The sequence below is a fragment of the Erwinia papayae genome (assembly GCF_058241465.1).
Window position 1 is genome coordinate 1,688,692 of record NZ_JBZCHT010000009.1, and the last position, 24,468, is coordinate 1,713,159.

Genomic DNA, 24,468 nt, shown 5'->3' on the forward strand with positions numbered 1-24,468 from the left:
CCACATTACCGGAGCAGCCATGGCTGAGTCGGATTTTACCTGCGGATGCCTTTTGTTTCTGCTGAACAAGACGAGGAGATAAGTATGATGGAAGAGTTGAACCGGATTTTATTTCTCTGGATCAACGCCACGCCGGAATCGCCCCACTGGATGATTACCACGGCAACCTTTATCGCCAGAGACCTGATTGCCATCGTACCGCTGCTGATTGTTGCACTGTGGTTATGGGGGCCCAGAAGCCAGGTCGCGTCGCAACGGCAGCTGGTGCTGAAGACCTCTATTGCGCTGGTCTACGCACTGACCATCTCCTGGTGCACCGGCAATTTACTGCCACACCCGCGCCCCTTTGTTATCGGTCTGGGCCACCAGTTTTTACCGCATGCGGCGGATGACTCTTATCCCAGCGATCACGGCACCGCCATCTTTACTTTTGCTATCGCGTTTCTCTGCTGGCACCGTATCTGGTCGGGTGCCGTGCTGATGGTGGTGGCCTCAGCCATTGCCTGGTCACGGATCTATCTGGGTGTCCACTGGCCGATGGATATGCTCGGTGGATTGCTGGTCGGCATGCTCTCCTGCCTGTTTGCTCAGGTCGCCTGGCACTTTTGCGGCAGACGCCTGTTACAGAACACGTCGTCGCTCTACCGGCTGCTGTTTGCCATTCCTATTCGTAAAGGCTGGGTACGTAACTGAACGGCCACGGCTTATCCGTCACTGCGAAGCCAGTGGCGGATGCCGTTAACTTTACCGGGTGAACGCACTCTTTAATTGACAGGTTGCGCTGGCGCAGACGGCCAGTACCTTTAATGGAACCACTTACCAAACCAGCCGTTAAGCTTCAGCATGACAAAATCCATCACCCTGCTGAACCATCCCCCCTCTTTTACCTCTTCCATGACCACCAGTGGCCATTGCTCAATGATTTTGCCATCCAGTTGGAAATCAATGGTTCCCACTACCTGATTTTTTTTCAGCGGTGCCAGCAGTTCCGGCTGTGACAGCGTGAAGCTGGCCCTGAGATTTTTCATCTGCCCCCTGGGCAGCGTCACTGAAGCATCACCGGCGACACCAAGCGGGATCGCTTTCCTGTCGCCATACCAGACGCGATGGGTGGTAAAGGGTTTATCTGCTTTAACCGGGGTCACCGTTTCATAAAAACGAAATCCCCAGGTGAGCAGTTTTTCGCTTTCACGAAAACGTACCGCATCGGTGGCAGCGCCGAGCACCACAGAAATAAGCCGTTGATTGCCCTCAGTGGCCGATGCCACCAGGCTGTTGCCTGCCCCGCTGGTGTAGCCGGTTTTAATACCATCAACATGCAGATTACTGCTCCACAGCAGGCGATTGCGGTTGTATTGTTTGATGTTGTTAAAGGTAAATTCCTTTTCCTTGTGCAGCGCATATTCCTCCGGTACATCGCGGATCAGCGCCTGGCTTAACAACGCCATATCGCGAGCGGTGCTGTACTGCCCGTCTGAATCCAGCCCGTGTACCGTTTTGAAATGGGTATTTTTCAGTTCAAGCGCACGGGCATAGTTGTTCATCAGGCTGACAAAGGAATCCTGACTGCCGGCGACATAATCTGCCAGCGCAATGCTGGCATCATTGCCTGACTGAATAACGATACCTTTATTTAACTCCGACACCGGAATGCGGTCGCCAGGCTTGAGGAACATCAGTGACGATCCCTGCAACAGCGGATTGCCGGTCGCCCAGGCGTCTTTCCCGACGGTCACCATGTCGTCACTGGTGATTTTTCCGGCTTTAATGGCCTGGCCAATAACATAGCTGGCCATAATTTTAGTCAGGCTGGCGGGATCGAGGCGGTCATCGGCATGTGACTCTGTCAGCACTTTTCCACTGTGGTAGTCCATCAGTATCCAGGCTCTGGCATCAATCTGCGGGGGAGCCGGAGCCTGTTCAGCACGGGTAGCAAAACTCAGAACCAACAGTAGCGACCAGGAAAAAGTTAGCAGCACTTTGGGGAAGGGCAAACCTGTTCTCTTCATGACAAAATCCGGATATCCATTTGAAAGATAGATATTTTCAGCCTTCAGACCGAGCGGTGAGTTACGCTATCCTGTCTGCCAGGCAAAATGAACAGCATTACCGTAAAGTTTCTTAGACTTTATTTGATAAATCCTGGAGATAACGCACTATATGGCAGCTTCTGACGATTTATGGCGACAGGCTCCAGGTGTAATTCCGATTTTTCGCAGAACAGTTAAGTTGGTCACAAAATTCCGCTACCCTGTGTAAAGTTTTCAGAGGAGTAATGACAATGGATTTAGCCCTGTTCGATCTTGATGAAACACTGATCTGTGAAGACAGTACCGGCCTGTGGTTACGCTGGCTGGTCTCTCAGGGCTATGCCCCGGCTGCGCTTCTTGAACATGAACGCGCATTAATGACCCAGTATTATCAGGGAACGCTGGCTATTGAAGAGTATATGCATACCATCCTTTCGCCGCTGACGGGTATGAGCACACTCACCGTGGCAGGTTGGATCAGACGCTTTATTCATCGCGATATCATGCCAAGGGTTTATCCTGCTGCGCGGGAAAAACTGGCCTGGCATAAGCAGCGCGGCGACCAGATTCTGGTGATCTCCGCCAGCGGTGAACATCTGGTGGCACCCATTGCTGAACAGCTGGATGCAAATGGCGCACTGGCGATTGGGGTGGAGATTGTCGATGAACGTTACAGCGGTCAGATATATGGCACCATGACCTATAAAGCAGGCAAAGTGACGCGGCTGAATGAGTGGTTAGCACAGCAGGGCCTGGCGTTCGATAATATCTGGGCGTACAGCGACTCAATGAACGATCTGCCCATGCTGGAACATGCCGATCATCCGCATGTCATCAATCCGGCTGAGCCTTTAAAGCAGTTAGCTGATGAGCGCGGCTGGCAGGTCTGCCAGTGGCAGCGTTAAGCAGCTGCCGGGCTGTTTTACTGTTATTTTGCGCACCCTGACGGGTGCTTTTTTTAGCCATCCGTTGCCTGCTGTTTCAGCAGATTATCCGGTTCTTATTCGTGCCCGGGGCAGCTTTTTCCTGCTGATCCGGGTACAAAGAAGTAGGATTTTGCTTGCTCCCTCTGTAGAATCTCGCGCCATTCCTGCTCAGAACCGGAAATAAGCAATGTCCTGCAACGAAACACCTGACAATATCGTGATACAACCCAAAAACGCGTCTCCCAGAGTGGGATTTATCTCTTTAGGCTGCCCAAAAAATCTTGTCGATTCTGAACGGATCCTCACCGAGCTGCGTACTGAGGGCTACGAAGTGGTCCCGCGTTACGATGACGCCGAGATTGTTATCGTCAACACCTGCGGCTTTATCGACAGCGCGGTGCAGGAGTCGCTGGAAGCGATTGGCGAAGCACTGAATGAAAATGGCAAAGTGATTGTCACCGGCTGCCTGGGCGCAAAAGAGAACCAGATCCGCGAGGTACATCCCCGCGTGCTGGAAATCACCGGGCCGCACAGCTATGAACAGGTGCTTTCACATGTCCATCAGTATGTGCCGAAGCCACAGCACAATCCGTTTCTCAGCCTGGTGCCTGAGCAGGGCGTAAAACTGACGCCACGCCACTATGCATACCTGAAAATTTCCGAAGGCTGTAACCACCGTTGTACCTTCTGCATTATTCCGTCGATGCGCGGCGACCTGGACAGCCGGGCGATTGGTTCCGTGCTGGATGAGGCGAAACGCCTGGTGGAATCCGGCGTGAAAGAACTGCTGGTTATCTCCCAGGATACTTCCGCCTACGGGGTGGATGTTAAACACCGCACCGGTTTCTGGAACGGCTCCCCGGTTAAGACCAGCATGGTCAGCCTGTGCGAACAGCTGGCTAAACTCGGCGTGTGGGTGCGCCTGCACTACGTTTACCCTTATCCGCATGTGGATGAGGTGATCCCACTGATGGCTGAAGGGAAGATCCTGCCGTATCTGGATATTCCGCTGCAACACGCCAGCCCACGCATCCTCAAGCTGATGAAACGTCCTGGCGCGGTTGAGCGCACGCTGGAGCGGATCAAACGCTGGCGTGAAATCTGTCCACAGCTGACGCTGCGCTCCACTTTCATTGTTGGCTTCCCCGGCGAGACGGAAGAAGATTTCCAGATGCTGCTCGACTTCCTTAAAGAAGCCAGACTGGACAGAGTGGGCTGCTTTAAATACAGCCCGGTGGAAGGGGCGACCGCCAACCAGCTGCCAGACCCGGTGGCGGAAGAGGTAAAAGAAGAGCGCTATGACCGCTTTATGCAACTGCAACAGGCTATTTCTGCCAGCCGTCTTCAGGAAAAAGTGGGCAGCGAGATTCTGGTGATCGTTGATGAAGTGGATGAGGAAGGGGCTATTGGTCGCAGTATGGCTGATGCGCCGGAAATCGACGGCGCGGTTTATCTCAACGGTGAGAAAAACGTCAAGCCCGGCGATGTGATCCGTGCACGCGTCGACAACGCCGACGAATACGATCTCTGGGCCACCCGGCTTTAACACCCTGACCAGCCCGCTTGCGCTCTGCCAGCGGGCCATGCCTCAGCGTCGTTGCCCCTCTGAAGCTGGTTTCATTTTACTGACCCGGACACGCCCCGCCCGATTTTAAATATCCGCTTTGGCCGGTCAGCCATAGCGTGCCTGATGCTGTTTGCGTCGTTGCAGATAATCGTCATCAGCGCGGATGCCGTCCCAGCAGGCTTTAAAAATCGCCGCGGCTGCGGCTTTTTCAGCATCAAGCGTCCGTGGCAACAGCTCACCGTCAGCAGCATATTTTTTACCGCCCTGATGATTAGCGTAACGCCGCGCGCGGGTATAGCCCATCTGAATAAATTTTCTCGCCATGTCCATACCAACAAAATCATCGGCTGCGCGATACGCTTCGAAAAGCTGCATGATTTTGTCTGCGGAAGCCTGCGCCAGCGCCGGCGTTTTAAAGCGCCAGTGCGGCAGAATCTCACTTTTATAGGGCTCCACCTTCAGTACGCCCTGCTCCCCCCGCCCCACCTGATAACGTTCAGGATGCTGGCGGAAGTCGGTATTGTTGAAATCCTGCTGATAATCGAAGGGTTTCATCACATCAGGTCTTCAGGCGTGGATCGAGCGCATCACGCAGGCCGTCGCCCAGCAGGTTAAATGCCAGCACGGTAAGAAAAATCGCCAGGCTGGGGAAAACAGCAACATGCGGAGCCATTACCATATCTGCGCGCGCCTCATTCAGCATCGCCCCCCATTCCGGCGTGGGTGGCTGCGCGCCCAATCCGAGAAATGACAGACTGGCTGCGCTGATAATCGAGGTGCCAATTCGCATGGTGAAATAGACCACGATGGACGAGAGGGTTCCTGGCAGGATATGACGCAGAATAATGGTCAGGTCAGATGCACCAATGCTGCGGGCTGATTCGATATAGGTCAGATGCTTCAGCACCAGCGTGTTGCCGCGAACCAGTCTGGCGAACGCCGGGATGCTGAAAATGGCCACCGCGATAACGACATTTGACATGCCGCTGCCCATGATCGCCACCACCGCTATTGCCAGCAGGATGCCGGGAAAAGCAAACAGTACGTCGCTGATACGCATAATAATCCGGTCCCACCAGCCTTCATAATAGCCAGCCAGCAGGCCCAGAAAGGTGCCGATTGCTGCGCCAAGTGCCACCGAAAAAAAGCCCGAAACCAGTGACAGCCGGGTACCCACCAGCACGCGACTGAAAATATCACGCCCCAGCGAATCAACGCCAAACCAGTGCATCATCGACGGCCCTTCGGTCAACCTGTCGTAGTCAAAGTAATTTTCCGCATCAAAAGGTGCAAGCCAGGGCGCAAGCACCGCCAGCAAAATCAGCAGTACCACGAAAGCAGCTGATACCAGCGCAACCGGCTGGCGCTGAAACCGTCGCCAGAATTCCCGCCACGGGGTACGCACTCGATGCTGAGTCAGGGTTGGCATCGCGGACAGGGCCGCATCACGTCGCCAGTTTTTCATCACCGATCCTTATTTGTAGCGTATCGCCGGATTGATCGCGGCATACAACATATCAACAATCAAATTGATCAAGATAAACTCCAGCGAGAACAGCAGCACTTCTGCCTGAACCACCGGGTAATCTCGCATCGCCACCGAGTCCACCAGCAGACGACCCAGCCCCGGCCAGTTGAAAACCACCTCCACCACAATCGAGCCGCCCAGCAGGAAACCAAATTGCAGGCCCATCATGGTCACTACCGGGATCATCGCGTTACGCAGACCATGTTTGATGATCACCACCGTCTCACACACCCCTTTCGCCCGCGCGGTGCGCATGTAATCTTCCTGCATCACCTCCACAAAAGAGGCGCGGGTGAAGCGAGCCATCACGGCGGCGACGGCGGCGCCCAGGGTGATGGAGGGCAAAATGTAGTGCTGCCAGCTGTCAGCGCCAACCGTCGGTAGCCAGCCCAGCTCGACGGAGAATACCTGCATCAACAACATTCCCAGCGCAAAGGCGGGAAAAGAGATGCCCGATACCGCCAGCGTCATGCCGATACGGTCCGGCCAGCGGTTGCGCCATACCGCCGAGACAATGCCCAGCGCCATACCAAATATCACCGACCACCCCATATTGCTGAGCGTCAGCCACAGGGTGGGGAAAAAGCGTTGTGCAATTTCGGATGAAACAGGCCGTTTTGACACCATCGACTGACCAAAGTCACCCTGCACAGCCTGAGTGATAAAATGCCAGAACTGCACCCAGATGGGTTGGTCAAGCCCAAGCTGCTGACGCACCATCGCCACCACGGTGGCGTCCGCTTCCGGACCGGCGACCAGTCTGGCCGGATCGCCCGGCAGCATATGAACAAACAGGAACACCAGCACCGCCACAATCAGCAGCGTGGGGATCAGTCCCAGTAAGCGTTTAATAAAATAGTTGAACATAGGTTTTCCTGCGCCGGAGACAGCCGCGCCCTGATGCTGCGCGGCGGGTTTTCAGCGGGGGTTACTGCAAATCGGCATCATCAAAATTGAACGAGGTGTCAGGCATCACATAGAAACCACTGAGGTTTTTGGTTCTGGCGGAAACCAGCTTTTCCACCACCAGAGGCACCCAGGGTTTGTCCTGCCAGATTTTATCCTGAGCATCCTTGTACAGCGCCGCTTTTTTCGCGCTGTCGGTGGTTTTCAGCGCGTCGGCCAGATCGTTATCCACCTGAGGATTGCTGTAAAACGCCGTGTTGAAAATGGTTGGCGGCCAGGACTGAGTGGCAAACAGCGGCGTCAACGCCCAGTTAGCTTCACCGGTAGAAGCAGACCAGCCGGTGTAGAACAGGCGCACTCCGCTCTCCTTCTGCCCTTTTCCTTCCACCTCAGCCGAGCGCTGTCCGGCATCCATTGCGGTGACCGTGGCTTTGATCCCCACCTGCGCCAGCTGCTGTTGAGTGAACTGCAACACTTTCTGCGCGGTGCTGTGGTTGTGAGACGACCACAGGGTGGTGGTGAAGCCATTCGGGAAACCGGCCTCTTTCAACAGCTGGCGCGCTTTCGCCGGGTTGTATTCCGCTGCCGGATAGCTTTGTGAATACTGAATGGCCGGTGGTACCACGCCCGTTGCCGGCGTGGCGTAACCGGCAAAGGCCACTTTCACCAGCGCCTGGCGGTTGATGGCATAGTTGAGCGCCTCACGCACTTTGACATTATCAAACGGCTTCTGCGTGACGTTAATGCTCAGATAGCGCTGCATAATGGATGGCGAAACATCCAGCGCCAGCTTACTGTTTTTTGCCAGCAGGCCAGCCTGCTCATAAGGAACCGGGAAAGCCAGGTTGGCTTCGCCCGTCTGCAACATCGCCGCACGGGTGTTGTTATCAACCACCGGACGCCAGGTAAGGGTATCCAGTTTTGGATAGCCTTTCTTCCAGTAGCCGTCGAATTTTTTTACTTTAACAAAATCGGTCTGATTCCAGGTGTCCAGCACATACGGGCCGGTGCCCACCGGATGGAAGCCGATTTCCTTACCGTATTTCTTCAGCGCAGTGGGAGAAATCATCGCCGCGGCCGGGCTGGCAAGGGTGTTGATAAAGGCGGAGAATGGCTGCTTCAGGGTGATTTTCACCGTGGAAGGATCGACCACCTCAGTGGTGGCGATTGATTTAAACAGGTTATAACGCTTGAGATGATTGTCAGGGTTGCTGGCACGATCCAGGTTCACTTTCACCGCTTCAGCATTGAAGTCGCTGCCGTCCTGGAATTTCACGCCACTTTTCAGTTTGATGGTCCAGGTCAGGCCATCTTTACTGACGTCGTAGCCTTCGGCCAGCACGTTAGTGACTTTCATATCCTTATCAAAGCCGAACAGCCCCTGATAAAAGGATTTAGCCACCGCCTGTGACAGCGTATCGTTGGCATCGTAAGGATCGAGGGTGGTGAAATTAGAACCAACAGCAATCACCACATCTTTTGTTGCGTAAGCCGGCAGCGCAGCAAAACTGCTCAGTAAGCCCGCCGCTAACAGTGTGCGTTTAGAAATTATCATGTTGCGTGTTTCTCCTGTCGTTCCTTGTTGTTTTACAGCCAATTCAGACGCCGCCAATAGTATGGCGGGCAACGTAATGTCCTGCGCTGACTTCGACCAGCGGTGCGACTTCCGGGTAATCATCCAGGGCGCGAATGGGGCTTGGGATCTCATCCGCCAGTAGCGCTCTCTCCCGCCGGGGATGATCGGGATCGGCCACCGGGACGGCAGACAACAGTTTGCGGGTGTAAGAGTGTTGCGGGCGCTCAAAAACCGACTGTCGCGGGCCAATTTCGACGATCTGCCCGAGATACATCACCGCCACCCGGTGGCTGATCCGCTCCACCACCGCCATATCATGCGAGATAAACAGAAAGGCAATGCCAAATTCGCGCTGTAAATCCAGCATCAGGTTGACAATCTGCGCACGGATTGACACGTCCAGCGCGGAAACCGACTCATCGGCAATCACCACTTTGGGATTGAGGGCCAGCGCTCTGGCAATGCAGATGCGCTGGCGCTGACCACCAGAAAACTCATGGGGATAGCGTCTGGCGTATTCCGGTAGCAGGCCCACTTTTTCCAACAGCCAGGCGACGCGCTCTTCTGCCTCTTTGCCCCTGGCAATGCCATGAATCAACAACGGTTCCATGATCGAGAACCCGACGGTCAGTCGCGGATCGAGCGAGGCGTAAGGGTCCTGAAAGATAAACTGAATATCCCGTCGCAAATGAGAAAGCGCCGGGCCGCTCAGTTGATCGATACGCTGGCCGTTAAAAGTAATGGTGCCGCCCTGGCTTTCTACCAGCCGCAGCAGCGCCCGTCCGGTAGTGGATTTGCCGCAGCCGGATTCCCCCACCAGCGCCAGAGTTTCACCCGGCCACAAATCGAAGCTGACCTTTTCAACCGCGTGAACCCGCCGGGTCACGCGGTTGAAAATGCCACTGCGGATATCAAAACGCGCAACCAGATCGCGCACTTGTAAAACCGGTCCCTTATCGGTAATCACCGTGTCCTGCAAAGAGCCGTCAAGTTGGTTCCCCTCAGGGTTAAACACCGGGAAATGCATCGGGAAGGCCCGGTCGGTCATTTCCCCCAACCGTGGCACGGCGGCCAGCAGCGCTTTGGTATAGTCCCGCTGTGGATGACGGAAGATATTTTCTGTCGAACCGGTTTCCACCACATCACCGCGATACATCACCTGCACACGGTCAGCCATTTCGGCGACCACGCCCATGTCATGGGTAATGAAAATCACCCCCATCTGCATCTCTTTTTGCAATACGCGGATCAGTTGCAGGATCTGCGCCTGAATGGTGACATCCAGCGCGGTGGTGGGTTCATCGGCAATCAGAAGGGCTGGTCGGCAGGAGAGCGCCATGGCAATCATCACCCGCTGGCGCATACCGCCCGACAGCTGGTGGGGAAAGCGAGTCAGCACATCTTTTGCTACCGGAATGCGCACCAGATCCAGCATACGCAGCGCCTCCTGCAACGCGTCCCGATGGCTTTTGCCCTGATGCAGGCGGATGGATTCCGCAATCTGCTCGCCAATGGTGAATACCGGGTTCAGCGAGGTCATCGGCTCCTGAAAGATCATCGCCATATCGGCACCGCGAATGGTGCGCAACGCTGATTGCCGGGCGGTAGCCAGGTCAATCACCTGACTGTTGCGCCGTCGCAGCAGCATCTGGCCGCTGTCAATGCTGCCTCCCCCCTGCTCCACCAGCCGCATTAACGCCAGTGAGGTGACCGATTTTCCTGAGCCGGATTCACCGACAATCGCCAGCGTTTCGCCACGATTAACCTCCAGCGACAGATTGTTCACCGCCCGCACCACTTCGCCCTGCTGGCTGAAGCTGACGCTCAGGTTGTTGATGGCTAATACCTGTCCGGCCGACAACGCGACCTGGTGGTTCCCTGTCATCCCGCCCCCTGGTCTTCACGATAAATACCGACGTTTGGCGCATCCCCGGCATAGCCATAGCCGCGGTACATCCCCTCACTGTTAAAGGGCAGCGCCACATTGCCTTCGCGATCGACAGCAATAATGCCGCCACTGCCGCCCAGCACCTTGATTTTTTCCATCACCACCCGCTCGCTGGCTTCTTTCAGTGACAGGCCCGCGTATTCCATCAGCGCCGCAATATCATAGGCGGCCAGCGTGCGCATAAAGACCTCACCAGTGCCGGTACAGGAGACGGCCACGTTGGCATTGCTGGCATAGCAGCCCGCACCGATTAACGGCGAATCCCCGACCCGGCCCACCTGCTTATTGGTCATTCCCCCGGTGGAGGTCGCCGCCGCCAGATTGCCATGCCTGTCCAGTGCCACCGCGCCGACGGTGCCAAATTTGCGGTCGGCATCCAGCGGTGCGCCATCACTGTCTACAGCAACATCGTGATCGAGCGCCAGGGTGTCCGCAGACAACGCCCGCTGTAACTGTTCATGACGGAAAGGGGTGGAAAAGAAATCGGTTGCCACCTCTTCCAGTCCCTGTCTGAAGGCAAACGCTTCGGCACCCTCACCGATCAACAGCACATGCGGGCTGTGTTCCAGCACGGCACGCGCCGCCAGTACCGGATTACATACCCGTTTTACCCCGGCCACCGCACCGGCTTCCAGCGTACGTCCATCCATAATGCTGGCATCCAGCTCGTGCGTGCCCTCATGGGTAAAGACGGCACCTTTACCGGCGTTGAACAGCGGACACTCCTCCAGCAGCCGAACCGCCTCGGTGACCGCATCCAGCGCGCTGCCGCCAGCTTGCAGAATATCCTGTCCGCTGGCAACAATCGCTGAAAGCGCCTGAATATAGTGCTGCTCTTTTTCTGCACTCATGCTGGCACGGGCAATCGCACCCGCACCACCGTGAATGGCAATCACTGCTCTGACCATAATCCGGTTACCCTGCGTGGTAAATCAGCATGAAAAATAACAGGTTAGAATGATTTTTCTGGAAATGAACTGGTTTTCGACTATAGGCAGGCTGTAAAGTGATGTAAAGCAGAATGTTCAGTGGCCGGTAATAACAAAATGTTCTATCTCATAGCTGGCGGGGTTTGTTCGCCAGAGCGGATCATTTCTGTCTCAGAATGCTGAAATTAACCTGCACCAATGAGTGGCTTAAAGCAGCATTTTGCTGACATCGGGCGTTAAGGCCATTGGTATGGATAGTTCATGGGAAATACGTTGAACATCATCAGTGCTTAAGAAGCATTTGCAATCAAAATTTCCTCGTTCAGTGATAAACGCTCAACCACAAACGTGGCAAAAAAAGTTCGTCTTTAACTGTTACCGCAGCTATCAGGATGCGCTTTTCTGGTCAACAGAGGGAAGATAAATGAAAATATTACCTGTTTCGATACTGCTTACTTTTATCGGATCTGCATCTTCAGCAACAAGCCAGACAAAAGCGCTTGATATGAAATCATTCAAAGAGAGCGCTGACAACTGTGAATTTTTCTCGGGTGAGTGGGACAGTAATCTCGCCAAAGCGCGCCAGCTTGAAACAGAAAGGCAGGCTGATAAATATTGCACTGAGACTAAAAAGAAAAAGCAAGAGCTGAGCGTTAAATACAGGAATGACACTGAGTTATTAAATGAGCTCGCTAATTATGATTTCGACTAAATAAGTGATCCTAATATCGCTACACTTTTACCCGTCCGTGTTTGCCACCCGGGAACGGACTGACGGTTTTCATAAAGTGGCGTACTTTTTTCAACAACCGCCACATTGACCGGCACTGATGATTCCGGGTGATAGTTTCGTGCAGCGCCTGCCATAGCCTTTCAATGTGATTAACCCACGGCGAGTAAACAGGTTGATAAATGACTCTGAACTTTGGATTGCGCTTCAGCCAACGCAGCGTTTCTCTGCTCTTGTGAATAATATAGTTATCAACGATTAACGTGATGGTTTTTGCCCCCCGGTAAGTCGCTTTCAGGTGCTTCAGCAGGGTGATGAACAGCACCGAACTTTTACTGCTGCCACCCACATAACTGACCCGGCCGCTACTGCTGTGGAGTGCTCCCGCCAGATAATATTTTTCGTTCTGCCCCGGCGTGATAACGCGTTTCTGCTGGCCCCGTCTCTGCCAGTCTGCACCGATTTCAGGATTGAGATGGATATCCACCTCATCTTCGTAAAACACCGGATGCTCTGCACTGCATTCGTCCAGCGCTTTGTGGATTGCCGCCATTTTTTCATCTTTGTGCGGGTCGCGAATATGCAGTGTGGGCGCGGCTCTACGCCACACCAGACCGGCGGCGGGTAACCAGCGACGCACCGTAGAAGCATGCAGACAGCAGCCCGTTAACTCTCTGATTTTTATTGCCATCAGTTCCGTACTCCAGCGGGAACGCTGATAACCAAAATCGCCCGGCGTGTGTTTTATCAGTTCACGTAATAATGTGCAGATATGCTCAAATGGCCAGCGACGGGAACGTCCTGCGGGTAATGATTTCAGGCCTTCAACTCCTGACAGCGTGAACCAGTTAATCCGGCGGCCGACGGATGAACGGGCGCAACAGAGCGTTCTGGCTACGTCACTGACACGATCGCCCCGGTGCAACATCAGCAGGGCAGTGAGTCTGCGTGCATGATTTTTGTCACGCGTTTTAGGGATAGTTTTCTGCATCAGGCGTCGTTCAGTGCGGGGGATGGGTGTTATGATCGGCATCGCTCAGTCCGGTTGGTGGTTTGTTTCTTTTTGGCGATTGAGCAGATCGCACAATCCGGGCTGAGTTCCCCTAAAGTGATCTACTATTTGGAACGCTTATTTAGTTACTATGACCAAATTTGCAGGCAAGATTTCTTATCTGATGAAACGAGATACGTTAAAGGCAGGATGTTATTGGGGAACTACATCGATCAGGAGAACTCAAAACTCAGTTCTGGAATCGATGACTTCCTGAACAAATATGCCACAATATTGCCAATAGAGCTCATTGAGCTGCTTGTTTCATTAAAATTACATCTATTCCTTCAGCATGGTAAAACGCTCTGAAAATGAGAAACCTAAATTTACCTGATGAGATGATATTTCCAAAAGTAAACCTGCTTACCATGGAACACAGCAGTGTAAATATGCCCAACAAACCGAAAACGTTCAGTGAGTTTCATGAGTAACTATTAACTTTAATTGATCTCATTAATTGAAAAACTCAGGGGTAACAGAGCCTAATCAGGTCTGGTATGGCGATGTAATTTATATCCGGGCGGGTAAACGCCGGGCTTATTTAGCCGTTGTGCGTGATCTGTTTTCACGTAAACCGGTTGACTGGACGATGTCATTTTTCCCGGACTCTGCACTGACAACGAAAGCGCTGTCCATGGCCAGGGAAGCACGAAGAAAGCCCGCTAATTTACTGTCTCACTCGGGTCAAGGTAGTCACTATAGCAGCAAAAATTTCAGAAAGTTACTGTGGATATATCAGATAAAGCAAAGCCTGAGTCGCCGGGGAAATTGCCGGGATAACAGTCCGATGGAGCGATAACGAACTACATTGCGGAATATTATAGCAAGCTCAGACCCTATCGATATAATGGTGGCTTGACGCCGAATGAATCAGAGCGATTGTTCTGCAGAAACTCTGAAGTCGCGGCCAGTTTTTGTAGACCATTACAATTTATTAGTAAGACCGGCTAAAAATATCTAACCAGGGCTGAAACGACAATTCCAAAAGTGATAGCAAGCAAAGGCCTTTTAAAAACCAGCATTAAGATGGCGGTGGTTAATAATGCCATCTGAGCTCCTTTGTCGCCGGTAATAGCCTTGGGGGCTAAAATCGCAACGAGGACGGAGCCTGACATGCCCTGAATAAAGGCTTTTATTCTGTTATTAAAAGGAACAAAAGACATAACCCAGACGCCACCCCATCGGGTAGCAAGAGTAACCAGGACCATAATAATGATAATAATCATTGGCCCAAAACCTACCGTCTCAATACTCATCTTTGATCTCTAATGATAATTCCAGCAATGCCTCCGGCGAGGGCTCCGGCGATCACGTGGCTATTTTCTGGTAACCCTTTATAAGCTATCAGCGAAGCACCGGCCGCTATGGCCCAGATACAAAACATCTTCAGGCTTTTTTCTCCTTCGAACACCATGGAAAGAAGGAAACACCCCATTACCATATCAAGTCCATAGCTTTTGGGATCCTGGATAGCACTACCGAAATAAAGCCCTACGACGGTCCCTACGACCCAAAAAAACCATAATGCAAGACCGCCGCCAAAGAGCAATCCCAGACCCGCACTTCCCCTGCTGAATGCCTGAATGGACATAGCCCAGTTAGCATCAGATGCAACCATCATGATTCCGTAGCGTTTAGCAGGTGTTAAAGAGCGCAACCACGGGTATAAGGTGGCCCCCATCAACAGATGCCTGGCATTAATGGCAAAGACGGTGGCTATTAGCGTTATTACAGAAACATGAGACGTCCAAAGCTCTAACGTGGCGAATTGCGCATAACCGGCAAAAACCAACAGACTCATCATTGTCGCGGTCATCTGGTCCAATCCTTTCTGTGATGCATCCAGGCCAAAGGCGGCACCAAAAACAGCGACAAAGAGTGAAACCGGGATAAGCTGACGAAAACCAGCCCAAATAAGTGAATGATTAAGTTGAGATAAATCGCGCTCGTGATACTCCAGCTGAGGCCTCATGATCTTCCTCTCAGTAATGTTAAACACAGCGCCACTATGACAGTGTTGTGAAATCAATAAAAACGCATAATAATTGACGTTATTATTTGATATTCAAATACAAGGTTCAAAGTTGCATTATCAAGATCTCCAGATGGACTGGCTCAATTGTTTTGTTGCGGTAGTGGACGCGGGGTCACTGTCAGCTGCGGCACCTGAGGTTCATCGCTCACAGTCTGCGGTCAGCATGCAGCTTAAAAAGCTGGAATCCGCATTAGGATGTCAGCTCTTACTTCGCGGTCCTCGCCAGCATCAACTCACGTCTGAAGGACAAAAACTGTTGGGATATGCTCGAAGGATGCTCGACCTTCATGCTGAAACGCAGGCAGCATTCCACGGTAAGGAATTAACAGGGCGTATTCGTCTGGGGGTTCCTGATGATTATGCAGCAAAATACCTTACACCTGCTCTGAAGAGGTTTGCGCCTAACTTTGGATCAATCGAGATCGAACTTAGTTGTGAACAATCAACGTCACTAATTCCTCGCGTTGAGAGCGGCGATCTCGATTTGGCCCTGGTCTCCCGGGAACATCACAGCCAGGGCTTGTTATTATTTTATGAACCAATGGTGTGGGTAGGTTCTCCGCAATTTGAAGTGTGGAGGCGTGATCCATTGCCCATTGCGGTATATGAAAGCACGAGCCTTGCTAAGCGTAGTGCTATCAATGCATTAGCATTACAGGGGCGTAGATATAGGGTGGTGTACAACAGCTCCAGCCTGTCGGGGCAAATTACAGCAGTAGAAAGTGGCCTGGCTGTTGCCGTTCTGACCCAGTGCAGCGTGCCACCCCATTTGCAAGTTCTTGGCAGTGAACATCTTTTGGGGCCCCTTGAACCTATGGAAGTAGCATTGTTCAGGAGTCGTGCTTCTCAAGGTTCTTCAGCTGTGGATAGTTTGTATGATTTGCTAATCAGGACATTAAGGGTAAGAAAGGTTGAAAGTTGAGACGATTTATAAGGTGTCTCAACGTCCGCTGCTCGCTCACAGCAGACCTTCTGCTCAGTTAGTTCGGCCGGTTCGCGCTATTTGCTGCGGATTCAGAGCGGGCCTGTTAGCTATCAGATTACGTTGCCATTCATCCTGAATGATGGCCGTCCATTTGGGTTGATATAAGCCCTTTAATCCTAAGTTGATTAATACATCCCGTAGTAATGACGGATAAATAACACAGGCATCCAGAACCACGGGATAAGGTGAATGAATCATAAGTAAAGTCGGAGATCCTGACTGAGGTCTGCCAGTTCCTGCATCGCGTTGTTGCTTTCATTATCCCGATGATTTTTATAAGCCATCAAATCGGCAAACAGCACTCGGCGGTGGCGACCCGTTTTATGAAAAGGAAGCTTACCCTCTTCCAGAAGTTTCACCATATGAGGGCGTGAAACATTCAGAATATTGGCCGCTTCCTGCGTAGTTAATTCAGCATGGACAGGGACAACCTGAACCGCATTACCCATTGCCAGCTCACCCAAAATTGTCATCAATAGCGTGAGGGAAGTGGTAGGTAATTCAATCTGATGCGTATTGTCGTCAGCATCCTGAATCGATATCTTTTGTGTTTCCAGTTTTGTGGACAGGTAAGCTGCAAGTTCTCTCTGACCACGTACAGCGGCCTCAATTTCTCCTGGAGCAGGCAGGCTCACGTTATCAGGAATTGAGTTTGTCATAAGTGTTTTCCGGTTTATCAAGTTCGTATGCTCGTAGATCAGTAGCACTCTTTTCTGAAGCCAACAACGCAAGCCCGATTAAGGTATACCATCAACGATGGCTATACGAAATAAACGAAAAACGCAATAAACGAAACGAACAGCTGATGACAAATCCATTACACGCGCACAGCCCTGTCGCCCTGCCCGTAGCCAGAACCGGCGGGTTTTCGTGACCCTGTCTGCAAATCACGCCATAATGCCCGCTATTGACAGTATGACCGCCCGATCATTCAGGCACGCCGGAGATTTTATGGAAGCTTTTACTGCGGGACTTATCTCGCTTGATGATGCTCTGTCTGCCATGTTGACACGCATCCACCCGCTCACTGAAACAGAAACCCTGCCGCTCGCCGCCGCTGCCGGACGCGTTACGGCGGAGTCAGTTACCTCACCTGTCTGCGTGCCGCCATTCGATAACTCAGCAATGGACGGCTATGCCGTGCGCATGGCGGATCTGCAAACCAGCCAGCCATTACCTGTTGCCGGGAAAGCCTTTGCCGGGGCCCCCTGGCAGGGCCAGTGGCCCGCCGGCAGTTGTATCCGCATCATGACCGGGGCCCCGGTGCCCGAAGGCACAGAGGCTGTGGTGATGCAGGAGGAAACGCGCCAGCTCGGTGATGCGGTGGAAATTATCGCAGAGGTCCTTCCGCGTCAGAATATCCGTCTGGCCGGTGATGATATCGTGCAAGGTGCCAGCGTGCTGCAACCCGGCGTACGTCTCGGCGCGGCTGAACTGCCATTGCTGGCCTCTCTGGGTATTGCAGAGGTTAAGGTGATGCGCAAAGTGCGGGTGGCGATTTTCTCCACCGGCGATGAGCTGCAACCGGTCGGTCAGCCGCTGGCCGCCGGTCAGATTTACGATACCAATCGCTTTGCGGTGCAGCTGATGCTGAATAAACTGGGGTGTGAGGTTATCGATCTCGGCATCATTGCTGACCATCAGCAGGCGCTGCGTAACGCCTTTATCCGGGCAGACAGTCAGGCTGATGTGGTAATCAGCAGCGGCGGCGTTTCGGTGGGAGAAGCAGACTACACCAAAGCAATGCTGGAGGAGCTGGGCGAGATCGCCTTCTGGAAACTGGCTATCAAACCGGGTAAACCCTTTGCCTTTGGCCGTTTAGATCGCAGCTGGTTCTGTGGCCTGCCCGGTAATCCGGTATCAGCGGCACTGACCTTCTATCAGCTGGTACAACCGCTGCTGGTGAAACTGTCCGGACAGCAGGCGGCGGCCCTGCCCCCACGCCAGCGGGTCAGAACCGCCGATGCCCTGAAAAAAACGCCGGGACGGGTGGATTTCCAGCGCGGTGTGCTGCTGCGTAATCCGTCGGGGGAACTGGAAGTTCGTAGCACCGGTCCACAGGGATCCCATGTGTTCAGCTCATTCGCCCAGGCCAACTGTTTTATTGTGCTGGAGCGGGATCGCGGTCATGTCGCCGCGGGTGAGTGGGTGGATGTCGAACCGTTTAACGCGCTGTTGGTTGGATAAGATGCATCCCGAACTGAGTAACGACGAAGCGCTACGCTACAATCGCCAGATTGTGCTGCGGGGTTTTGACTTTGACGGGCAGGAAAAGCTCAAAGCGGCGAAGGTGTTGATTGTCGGACTTGGCGGGCTGGGCTGTGCCGCCAGTGCTTATCTGGCCTCCGCTGGCGTGGGCCAACTGACGCTGCTGGATTTTGACACCGTTTCGCTCTCTAATCTGCAACGGCAGATCCTGCATCGCGATGCGCTGATTGGTCAGCCGAAAGTCGTCTCTGCCTGCCAACAGTTGCAGGCCATCAATCCTCATATCAGCGTGCAAACGGTGAATGCTCAGCTCAGTGATATGGCGCTGGCAGAACTGATAAGCACTCAGGATGTGGTGGTCGACTGCTGTGATAATGTCGCCACCCGTGAGCAACTTAATCGCCTGTGCTTTGCCAGTAAAACGGCGCTGATATCCGGGGCAGCAATTCGCATGGAAGGCCAAATCAGCGTTTTTCGCTGGCAGAAGGATGCTCCCTGTTACCGCTGTATCAGCAGGCTGTTTGGCGATACCACACTAAGCTGCGTGGAGGCAGGGGTTATGGCTCCGCTGGTGGGGATGATCGGCTCACTTCAGGCGATGGAAGCGATACGTCTGCTGGCCGGTTATGGTGAGGATGTAACAGGAAAACTGTTGCTTTACGATGCGCTGACCTTACAGTTCCGCGAAATGCGAGTCGCGAAAGATCCGGCCTGCGAGGTCTGTGGGCAGTGACATGGCGGCCGTCTCTGGCGCAGTAAAAAGGAGACGCAGCGGTCCCCTGTTATTACTCCATCGGCGGAGAGCCGCTGTCGTCAGACGATACCCTGACTGCGCAGATAATCTTCGTAATTACCGGTGAAGTCATGCAGTTTTGTCGGGGTCATTTCAATCACCCGGGTAGCCAGTGAGCTGACAAACTCGCGGTCGTGGGAGACGAAAATCAACGTACCTTCGTACATTTCCAGCGCCATATTCAGCGCCTCGATCGATTCCATATCCAGGTGGTTGGTGGGTTCATCCATAATCAGTACATTCGGCTTTTGCATCATCAGCTTACCGAACAGCATCCGCCCTTTCTCACCACCCGACAGCACCTTAGCCGGTTTTTTAATGTCATCCTGGCTGAACAGCAGACGCCCGAGAATACTGCGCACCGCCTGCTCGTCATCACCTTCCTGCTTCCACTGACTCATCCAGTCAAAAACCGTCAGGTCGTTGGCGAAGTCATGGGCGTGATCCTGCGCATAGTAGCCAATTCGCGCATTCTCCGACCATTTTACCGCGCCGTTATCAGGTTGCAGGTCAGCCACCAGCGTTTTCAACAGCGTGGTTTTACCGATACCATTTGGCCCGAGGATCGCCAGCTTTTCACCAACTTCCAGCAGCAGGTTGAGGTTTTTGAACAGCGGCCCCTGATCGAAGCCTTTGGTCAGGGCTTCCAGTTCCAGCGCGTTGCGGAACAGTTTTTTATCCTGTTCAAAGCGGATAAACGGATTCTGGCGGCTGGAGGCTTTCACCTCCTCCAGTTTGATTTTATCGATTTGCTTCGCACGGGACGTAGCCTGACGCGATTTGGAGGCGTTAGCGCTGAAGCGGCTGACAAAGGATTGCAACTCGTTGATTTGCCGCTTTTTTCTTCGCGTTATCGGCCAGCAGACGTTCACGCGCCTGGGTCGCGGCGGTCATATATTCATCATAGTTGCCGGGATAAACGCGCAGTTCGCCATAATCCAGATCGGCCATATGCGTACAGACCATGTTCAGGAAGTGACGGTCGTGGGAAATAATGATCATGGTGCTGTTACGTTCATTCAGCACCTGCTCCAGCCAGCGAATCGTGTCGATGTCGAGGTTGTTGGTCGGTTCATCCAGCAGCAGGATTTCCGGATTAGAGAACAGCGCCTGCGCCAGCAACACACGCAACTTCCAACCCGGAGCCACTTCGCTCATCGGGCCATAATGCTGTTCCTGCGGGATACCCACGCCCAGCAACAGTTCTCCGGCGCGGGCTTCGGCGGTGTAGCCATCCATTTCACCGTATGTCACTTCCAGATCGGCCACCCGGTAACCGTCCTCTTCACTCATTTCCGGCAGCGCGTAGATGCGATCGCGCTCTTCCTTCACCTGCCACAGCTCAGCATGGCCCATAACCACCGTATCCAGCACGCTGAACTGCTCAAACGCAAACTGATCCTGGCGCAGTTTACCGATACGCTCATTCGGGTCTGTTGAGACATTTCCGGCGCTGGGCATCAGATCGCCACCCAGAATTTTCATAAAGGTAGACTTACCGCTGCCGTTGGCACCGATCAGGCCATAGCGGTTGCCTCCGCCAAACTTGACAGAGATGTTTTCAAACAGCGGCTTACTGCCAAACTGCATGGTGACGTTGCTGGAAACTAGCACAGGATTGCCTTACTTTTTTGACAGGGGAATGTGAACCAGCGCGCATTATGCCAAAAAAATGGAGAGGCGGATATACCAGCTCCGCGTAGCCGCTGACGGGCATGGCGATATCAGCCGCTCAGAGCGTGGCTTACCAGGCGTTATTTTCGCAGCCAGTCTGCACACGAACAGCGCGCATAAACCGGCGCGTACACGGAGTACGTGAGGATTCAGAGCACCACTCAGGTTCAGAATAACAAGTAAACCAGCCCTGTGATGGGCCAGGCTACCAACCTGGACTGCGATCAACCAACAGCTGATGCCTGCTGATACTGGCAGCATCTGACGTGACGGTCGGTATGAAGTCTGCATCACAAGAGTATTAACTTTGGTGTCGCGCCAGGCCATAGTCATCACTGACAGCATATTGCTGGTTAACTTCATCTCTCAATGAAGTTTAATTACCGGGGCAACTGCCGCATCACAAAAAGGCGGCAGGAGAAAGATTTTCAGATCGAAGCAGGCAGAGTTAATCAGATTTAATTCCCACTATTTTCCCTTCTTTTACCCGATAGATTCCCTCATCCAGAATAAAATAAAGCCCGGTATTTTTACTGTTTCGCACCATAAGAACAGCGTCTTTATCGATACAATTAAGCGGCGGTGGCATATCCACAAAACAGAGCCTGTCATAACCATCGGTTTCCTTATAACCTTCACCGAAATCCCAAAAAGTAACAACAAAGGAGCCATCAAAATCACGAGAGGGTATTTTATACTTATCTTCCAAAATATCCTTATTTTTCAACCACCACTTTATTCTCCCTTTTTCGATAAAAGGAAATTTTTTACCAGCACATAACTGTGACTACCATCTTTGTGAATAGCTATAATATCTACCGTTCGCAACGATAACCAAACAGCAATGGCAATCAGTAGACACATGAGGCATAAAAGCATCGTATTGACTTTTTTATTTTTAAATTTCATTACAGCTTACAGTAATTTCCACACTGGCCTCCATATTGGTTATAAATGGCTTAAAGCCGAATTTATTGTATCGTTGAAGCACAATTCAGATACGGAAAAAGTTAAAATTTCTGAATATCTTATTAAAAATATCTTCGTCATCCAGACCAAAATGATCCTGTACTTTGTAATGGACTACTGCACGGTAACGGTCATTATCAATCTGGAGCGACTTTATAGTAATATGGGTCGCCCAGGTATCATGAACGGTGATACCCATACCGTTAAAAGTATCTCCATATCTGTCGAATTTAGGGAGTTTCCCTCTCAGAATAGCTGCTCTCAATACATCTTTTTTATCGGCTGCAAGGCATTGCTTTTCCCAGTCAATATTTATGCTGAGGGATTTTCTCAGAAGTAAACGCGTACTGTTTTCCTCAGAGCTGTCTTGCAGAATTTGCGCCTTCAGTGCCCTGTCCAGTGACATATCCCGGAAAGGTTTACCCTTGCCGTACTGCATATGGTTGATCATTTTTTCGATAAGATGCCGGTACGGGCCACCGAGTGAGAACCGACGGGACAGCTGGCGAAATTCATCAAACAGTATTGCGGCATATTGCTCCAGGGCTACCTTCTCGCCGGTCGGGCGCATATTACAGCAGTATCGGCTACGGGGGCTATCCAGCGCCGAGCGGCGCGTCAGCGTCCAGGGATCAACCCGATCAGAGAGGTAATTCAGTCCGTAGTGCGTTTTTAACTGTAATGCGGATAAATCCCCGCAACGCATATCCTTCGTATTGTCATCGTCCATCCGGTTTTGCGTTTTAAAAATGGTACAGGGAAAGGGTAATGCGCTCATGGTGATACACTCCATGTGTTATCGTCCGTTGTGGTCAGCACATAAAATATTACTCGCTGAACGCCGAAAATAATAATTCAGCACGATCAAATATCCGCAATTTTAGCGGTTATATATGGGCATCGTAATAATAAGGTGAAGGCCTGAGCCACAACCTTCACCAAAAAAACACCCTGCCGGCGTGTTGCTTGCAGGGTGGTTGAAAACAGATTTTTTTAAACGCCGCACCCTGCGAAGAAGGCAGGTTTCAGCCCGGTGATAAGAACCAGTAAGTCAATCAGCCAGACGGGGTATCGCCGCTTGCAGCCGGGCCAAACACCGAATAGTCCGGGAGCTTCACATTCTGATACAGCTCCCAGCCGCCGCCCAACGCTTTATACAACGCCACCAGATCCAGACTACTCTGCATCCTGGCGGAAATAGCCTGCTGTTGTGCCTGGCTCAGCTGCCGCTGGGCATCCAGTGCGTCGATAAACGATGACAATCCTTTGGAGTAGCTGTCATTCGCCAGGTTGAAGGCATTCTGAAACGCCTCCACCGACTGGTCCAGTGCTTCCACCTGCTGTTGATCGCTACGATAGCTGACCAGCGCATTTTCCACATCCTGCAACGCGGTCAGAACCGTCTGACGGTAGTTCAGTGCCGCGCTTGCCTGCTCAGCACGCGCCATCTTCACCCCCGATACCAGACGGCCTCCCTGGAATATCGGAATGGAGACGGACGGGCCAAAGCTGTAGAAATGACTGCTCCAGTTATCCAGATAACTGATATCAGTATTGCGCATCCCGAACTGGCCGGTGAGCGACAGGTCCGGAAACAGCTGAGCCACGGAAACACCAATATTGGCCGTCGCCTCATGCAGCTTTGCTTCCGCCTGACGCACATCAGGACGGCGTCGCGCCAGGGTGGCCGGCAGGCCGACCGGTACTGCTTTTGGTAGAGCAGGCATCGCTCTGACCGTCATCAGCTCGGCATCCAGCGCGCCCGGTGCTTTGCCCGTTAATACTGCCAGCCCGTTCATCGCCTGGTGGATCTGCGCCTGATATTGCGGCAGCTGCGCGCGCAAAGAACTGAGCTGGGCGCGGGCATTTTCCACATCCATCAGCGGTGCCAGACCGTTTTTCTGCTGGCTTTGCGTCAGATCCAGCGTTTGCTGCGCTACCGAAATCTGCGTTTCCAGCGTCTGAACAATCGCCTGCGCACCGCGCAGCTGTAGCCAGGTGCGCGCTACTTCCGCTTCCAGCGACACCAGCGCATCATTGCGGCTCTCCAGCGACTCCTGCTGCTGGGCATCCGCTGCTTCAACCTGGCGGCGAACCTTGCCCCATAAATCCAGCTCCCAGGAGGCATCAAAACTGCCCTGGTAGAGGCCGACAGGTTTGGTCAGCCCATCCAGCGTTGAACTGAGCTGAGGGTTGGTCTGATCGACCTGCTGGTAAACGCCTTTCGACTCCAGCTCACCCTGTAAACCAAGCTGCTGACGTTGGGCGGAAACTTTACCATTAACCGACGGATACCATGCTCCACGCGCCTGATTAAGTTGCTGACGCGATGCGGCGATACGCAGCACCGCCTGTTGCAGGCTCAGATTTCCGGCGATGGCACGCGTGATCAGACTGTCAAGCTGCGGATCGTTAAACGATTTCCACCAGGCCGGGCTGGTCGCCGTGGCCTGGGGCTTTGAGTCACGGTCCGACGACAGACTGTTAAAAGCAGCGGGCGTGGCGGGTTTTGGCGTCTGATAGTCCGGGCCGACCGAGCAGGCTGAGAGCGCCAGCGTGGCGACCAGCAGCACGCTGAATCGCGAACGCGCAGAAGAAGGGAAAACGTTCATG

Annotated in this window: 19 protein-coding genes and 4 pseudogenes; 8 read left to right on the forward strand and 15 right to left on the reverse strand. The window is 52.9% G+C overall.

Going from position 1 to position 24,468, the window contains the following annotated elements; all coding sequences use genetic code 11:
* Positions 1–87: 87 nt before the first annotated feature.
* A complete protein-coding gene (ybjG, locus tag AC3RPL_RS12775; protein WP_490740696.1) occupies positions 88–693 on the forward strand; it encodes an undecaprenyl-diphosphate phosphatase in 606 nt (201 codons plus the stop codon).
* Between the two features lie 110 nt (positions 694–803).
* Here the strand turns inward: ybjG and AC3RPL_RS12780 are convergent, their stop codons facing one another.
* Entirely contained in the window at positions 804–2,009 is a 1,206-nt protein-coding gene (locus tag AC3RPL_RS12780; protein ID WP_490740280.1) for a serine hydrolase, read from the reverse strand.
* Positions 2,010–2,281: 272 nt separating this feature from the next.
* Here AC3RPL_RS12780 and AC3RPL_RS12785 point away from each other — a divergent pair, with 272 nt between their 5' ends.
* A complete protein-coding gene (locus AC3RPL_RS12785) occupies positions 2,282–2,935 on the forward strand; it encodes an HAD family hydrolase (RefSeq protein WP_034941303.1) in 654 nt (217 codons plus the stop codon).
* A gap of 208 nt (positions 2,936–3,143) precedes the next feature.
* Positions 3,144–4,502: a 30S ribosomal protein S12 methylthiotransferase RimO gene (rimO, locus tag AC3RPL_RS12790; RefSeq protein ID WP_490740281.1), complete on the forward strand. Its 1,359-nt coding sequence runs from the start codon at positions 3,144–3,146 to the stop codon at positions 4,500–4,502.
* Between the two features lie 126 nt (positions 4,503–4,628).
* Here rimO and AC3RPL_RS12795 read toward each other — a convergent pair whose 3' ends face one another.
* From AC3RPL_RS12795 to AC3RPL_RS12820, 6 genes are all read right to left on the reverse strand, one after another.
* The gene (locus tag AC3RPL_RS12795; protein WP_490740697.1) at positions 4,629–5,078 is read right to left on the reverse strand and encodes a DUF4385 domain-containing protein; all 450 of its coding nucleotides are present in this window, start codon (positions 5,076–5,078) and stop codon (positions 4,629–4,631) included.
* A 4-nt stretch (positions 5,079–5,082) separates the two neighbouring features.
* Positions 5,083–5,988 carry a glutathione ABC transporter permease GsiD gene (gene gsiD / locus AC3RPL_RS12800; protein ID WP_034941306.1) on the reverse strand — a complete coding sequence of 302 codons (906 nt, stop codon included), beginning with the start codon at positions 5,986–5,988 and terminating at the stop codon, positions 5,083–5,085.
* A 9-nt stretch (positions 5,989–5,997) separates the two neighbouring features.
* The gene (gene gsiC / locus AC3RPL_RS12805) at positions 5,998–6,918 is read right to left on the reverse strand and encodes a glutathione ABC transporter permease GsiC (RefSeq protein ID WP_490740282.1); all 921 of its coding nucleotides are present in this window, start codon (positions 6,916–6,918) and stop codon (positions 5,998–6,000) included.
* Between the two features lie 61 nt (positions 6,919–6,979).
* Positions 6,980–8,512 (reverse strand): glutathione ABC transporter substrate-binding protein GsiB, encoded by a 1,533-nt coding sequence (gsiB, locus tag AC3RPL_RS12810; protein ID WP_490740283.1) that lies wholly within the window; start codon positions 8,510–8,512, stop codon positions 6,980–6,982.
* Between the two features lie 43 nt (positions 8,513–8,555).
* Positions 8,556–10,418 carry a glutathione ABC transporter ATP-binding protein GsiA gene (gsiA, locus tag AC3RPL_RS12815; protein ID WP_490740284.1) on the reverse strand — a complete coding sequence of 621 codons (1,863 nt, stop codon included), beginning with the start codon at positions 10,416–10,418 and terminating at the stop codon, positions 8,556–8,558.
* On the reverse strand, positions 10,415–11,389 hold the full coding sequence (locus AC3RPL_RS12820; RefSeq protein ID WP_490740285.1) for an isoaspartyl peptidase/L-asparaginase: 975 nt from the start codon (positions 11,387–11,389) through the stop codon (positions 10,415–10,417). Before AC3RPL_RS12820 ends, gsiA begins: the two co-directional genes overlap by 4 nt.
* 445 nt (positions 11,390–11,834) lie before the next feature.
* Between AC3RPL_RS12820 and AC3RPL_RS12825 the strand changes: the two genes are divergently transcribed.
* Positions 11,835–12,122 carry a hypothetical protein gene (locus tag AC3RPL_RS12825; RefSeq protein ID WP_490740286.1) on the forward strand — a complete coding sequence of 96 codons (288 nt, stop codon included), beginning with the start codon at positions 11,835–11,837 and terminating at the stop codon, positions 12,120–12,122.
* A gap of 19 nt (positions 12,123–12,141) precedes the next feature.
* Here AC3RPL_RS12825 and AC3RPL_RS12830 read toward each other — a convergent pair whose 3' ends face one another.
* Positions 12,142–13,173: an IS630 family transposase gene (locus tag AC3RPL_RS12830; protein WP_490740287.1), complete on the reverse strand. Its 1,032-nt coding sequence runs from the start codon at positions 13,171–13,173 to the stop codon at positions 12,142–12,144.
* A 490-nt stretch (positions 13,174–13,663) separates the two neighbouring features.
* Between AC3RPL_RS12830 and AC3RPL_RS12835 the strand changes: the two are divergent.
* Positions 13,664–14,142 (forward strand): annotated as a pseudogene (locus tag AC3RPL_RS12835) (DDE-type integrase/transposase/recombinase); the annotation flags it as partial.
* On the opposite strand, the gene AC3RPL_RS12840 reads toward AC3RPL_RS12835, so the two are convergent.
* The gene (locus AC3RPL_RS12840) at positions 14,139–14,447 is read right to left on the reverse strand and encodes an AzlD family protein (RefSeq protein ID WP_490740288.1); all 309 of its coding nucleotides are present in this window, start codon (positions 14,445–14,447) and stop codon (positions 14,139–14,141) included. The pseudogene AC3RPL_RS12835 and the gene AC3RPL_RS12840 sit on opposite strands and share 4 nt — an antisense overlap.
* Entirely contained in the window at positions 14,444–15,163 is a 720-nt protein-coding gene (locus AC3RPL_RS12845) for an AzlC family ABC transporter permease (protein ID WP_490740289.1), read from the reverse strand. Before AC3RPL_RS12845 ends, AC3RPL_RS12840 begins: the two co-directional genes overlap by 4 nt.
* A 73-nt stretch (positions 15,164–15,236) precedes the next feature.
* On the opposite strand from AC3RPL_RS12845, the gene AC3RPL_RS12850 reads away from it, so the two are divergent.
* On the forward strand, positions 15,237–16,148 hold the full coding sequence (locus AC3RPL_RS12850) for a LysR family transcriptional regulator (RefSeq protein WP_490740290.1): 912 nt from the start codon (positions 15,237–15,239) through the stop codon (positions 16,146–16,148).
* 257 nt (positions 16,149–16,405) lie between these two features.
* Here AC3RPL_RS12850 and AC3RPL_RS12855 read toward each other — a convergent pair whose 3' ends face one another.
* Complete coding sequence (locus AC3RPL_RS12855) at positions 16,406–16,870, reverse strand: helix-turn-helix domain-containing protein (protein ID WP_490740291.1); 465 nt, start codon at positions 16,868–16,870, stop codon at positions 16,406–16,408.
* A 292-nt stretch (positions 16,871–17,162) separates the two neighbouring features.
* Between AC3RPL_RS12855 and moeA the strand changes: the two genes are divergently transcribed.
* Both moeA and moeB read left to right on the forward strand, forming a co-directional pair.
* Positions 17,163–18,398: a molybdopterin molybdotransferase MoeA gene (moeA, locus tag AC3RPL_RS12860; protein ID WP_490740292.1), complete on the forward strand. Its 1,236-nt coding sequence runs from the start codon at positions 17,163–17,165 to the stop codon at positions 18,396–18,398.
* 1 nt (position 18,399) lies between these two features.
* Positions 18,400–19,152 carry a molybdopterin-synthase adenylyltransferase MoeB gene (gene moeB, locus AC3RPL_RS12865; protein ID WP_490740698.1) on the forward strand — a complete coding sequence of 251 codons (753 nt, stop codon included), beginning with the start codon at positions 18,400–18,402 and terminating at the stop codon, positions 19,150–19,152.
* Positions 19,153–19,232: 80 nt separating this feature from the next.
* Here the strand turns inward: moeB and AC3RPL_RS12870 are convergent.
* The 4 genes and pseudogenes from AC3RPL_RS12870 to AC3RPL_RS12885 form a co-directional block, all read right to left on the reverse strand.
* Positions 19,233–20,826, reverse strand: a pseudogene (locus AC3RPL_RS12870) (ABC-F family ATPase).
* Between the two features lie 508 nt (positions 20,827–21,334).
* Positions 21,335–21,795 (reverse strand): annotated as a pseudogene (locus AC3RPL_RS12875) (DUF943 family protein).
* Positions 21,785–22,633 (reverse strand): annotated as a pseudogene (locus AC3RPL_RS12880) (YPO3983 family protein). The pseudogenes AC3RPL_RS12875 and AC3RPL_RS12880 overlap by 11 nt, the downstream one beginning before the upstream one ends.
* A gap of 277 nt (positions 22,634–22,910) precedes the next feature.
* Positions 22,911–24,467, reverse strand: a complete 1,557-nt coding sequence (locus AC3RPL_RS12885; protein WP_490740293.1) for an efflux transporter outer membrane subunit — start codon at positions 24,465–24,467, stop codon at positions 22,911–22,913.
* Position 24,468 lies beyond the last annotated feature (1 nt).

Bases quoted from the DNA above. Each gene is read 5' to 3' on its own strand.
- ybjG (WP_490740696.1), top strand. From the start codon at position 88: ATGGAAGAGTTGAACCGGATTTTATTTCTCTGGATCAACGCCACGCCG.
- AC3RPL_RS12780 (WP_490740280.1), bottom strand. From the start codon at position 2,009: ATGAAGAGAACAGGTTTGCCCTTCCCCAAAGTGCTGCTAACTTTTTCC.
- AC3RPL_RS12785 (WP_034941303.1), top strand. From the start codon at position 2,282: ATGGATTTAGCCCTGTTCGATCTTGATGAAACACTGATCTGTGAAGAC.
- rimO (WP_490740281.1), top strand. From the start codon at position 3,144: ATGTCCTGCAACGAAACACCTGACAATATCGTGATACAACCCAAAAAC.
- AC3RPL_RS12795 (WP_490740697.1), bottom strand. From the start codon at position 5,078: ATGAAACCCTTCGATTATCAGCAGGATTTCAACAATACCGACTTCCGC.
- gsiD (WP_034941306.1), bottom strand. From the start codon at position 5,988: ATGAAAAACTGGCGACGTGATGCGGCCCTGTCCGCGATGCCAACCCTG.
- gsiC (WP_490740282.1), bottom strand. From the start codon at position 6,918: ATGTTCAACTATTTTATTAAACGCTTACTGGGACTGATCCCCACGCTG.
- gsiB (WP_490740283.1), bottom strand. From the start codon at position 8,512: ATGATAATTTCTAAACGCACACTGTTAGCGGCGGGCTTACTGAGCAGT.
- gsiA (WP_490740284.1), bottom strand. From the start codon at position 10,418: ATGACAGGGAACCACCAGGTCGCGTTGTCGGCCGGACAGGTATTAGCC.
- AC3RPL_RS12820 (WP_490740285.1), bottom strand. From the start codon at position 11,389: ATGGTCAGAGCAGTGATTGCCATTCACGGTGGTGCGGGTGCGATTGCC.
- AC3RPL_RS12825 (WP_490740286.1), top strand. From the start codon at position 11,835: ATGAAAATATTACCTGTTTCGATACTGCTTACTTTTATCGGATCTGCA.
- AC3RPL_RS12830 (WP_490740287.1), bottom strand. From the start codon at position 13,173: ATGCCGATCATAACACCCATCCCCCGCACTGAACGACGCCTGATGCAG.
- AC3RPL_RS12840 (WP_490740288.1), bottom strand. From the start codon at position 14,447: ATGAGTATTGAGACGGTAGGTTTTGGGCCAATGATTATTATCATTATT.
- AC3RPL_RS12845 (WP_490740289.1), bottom strand. From the start codon at position 15,163: ATGAGGCCTCAGCTGGAGTATCACGAGCGCGATTTATCTCAACTTAAT.
- AC3RPL_RS12855 (WP_490740291.1), bottom strand. From the start codon at position 16,870: ATGACAAACTCAATTCCTGATAACGTGAGCCTGCCTGCTCCAGGAGAA.
- moeA (WP_490740292.1), top strand. From the start codon at position 17,163: ATGGAAGCTTTTACTGCGGGACTTATCTCGCTTGATGATGCTCTGTCT.
- moeB (WP_490740698.1), top strand. From the start codon at position 18,400: ATGCATCCCGAACTGAGTAACGACGAAGCGCTACGCTACAATCGCCAG.
- AC3RPL_RS12885 (WP_490740293.1), bottom strand. From the start codon at position 24,467: ATGAACGTTTTCCCTTCTTCTGCGCGTTCGCGATTCAGCGTGCTGCTG.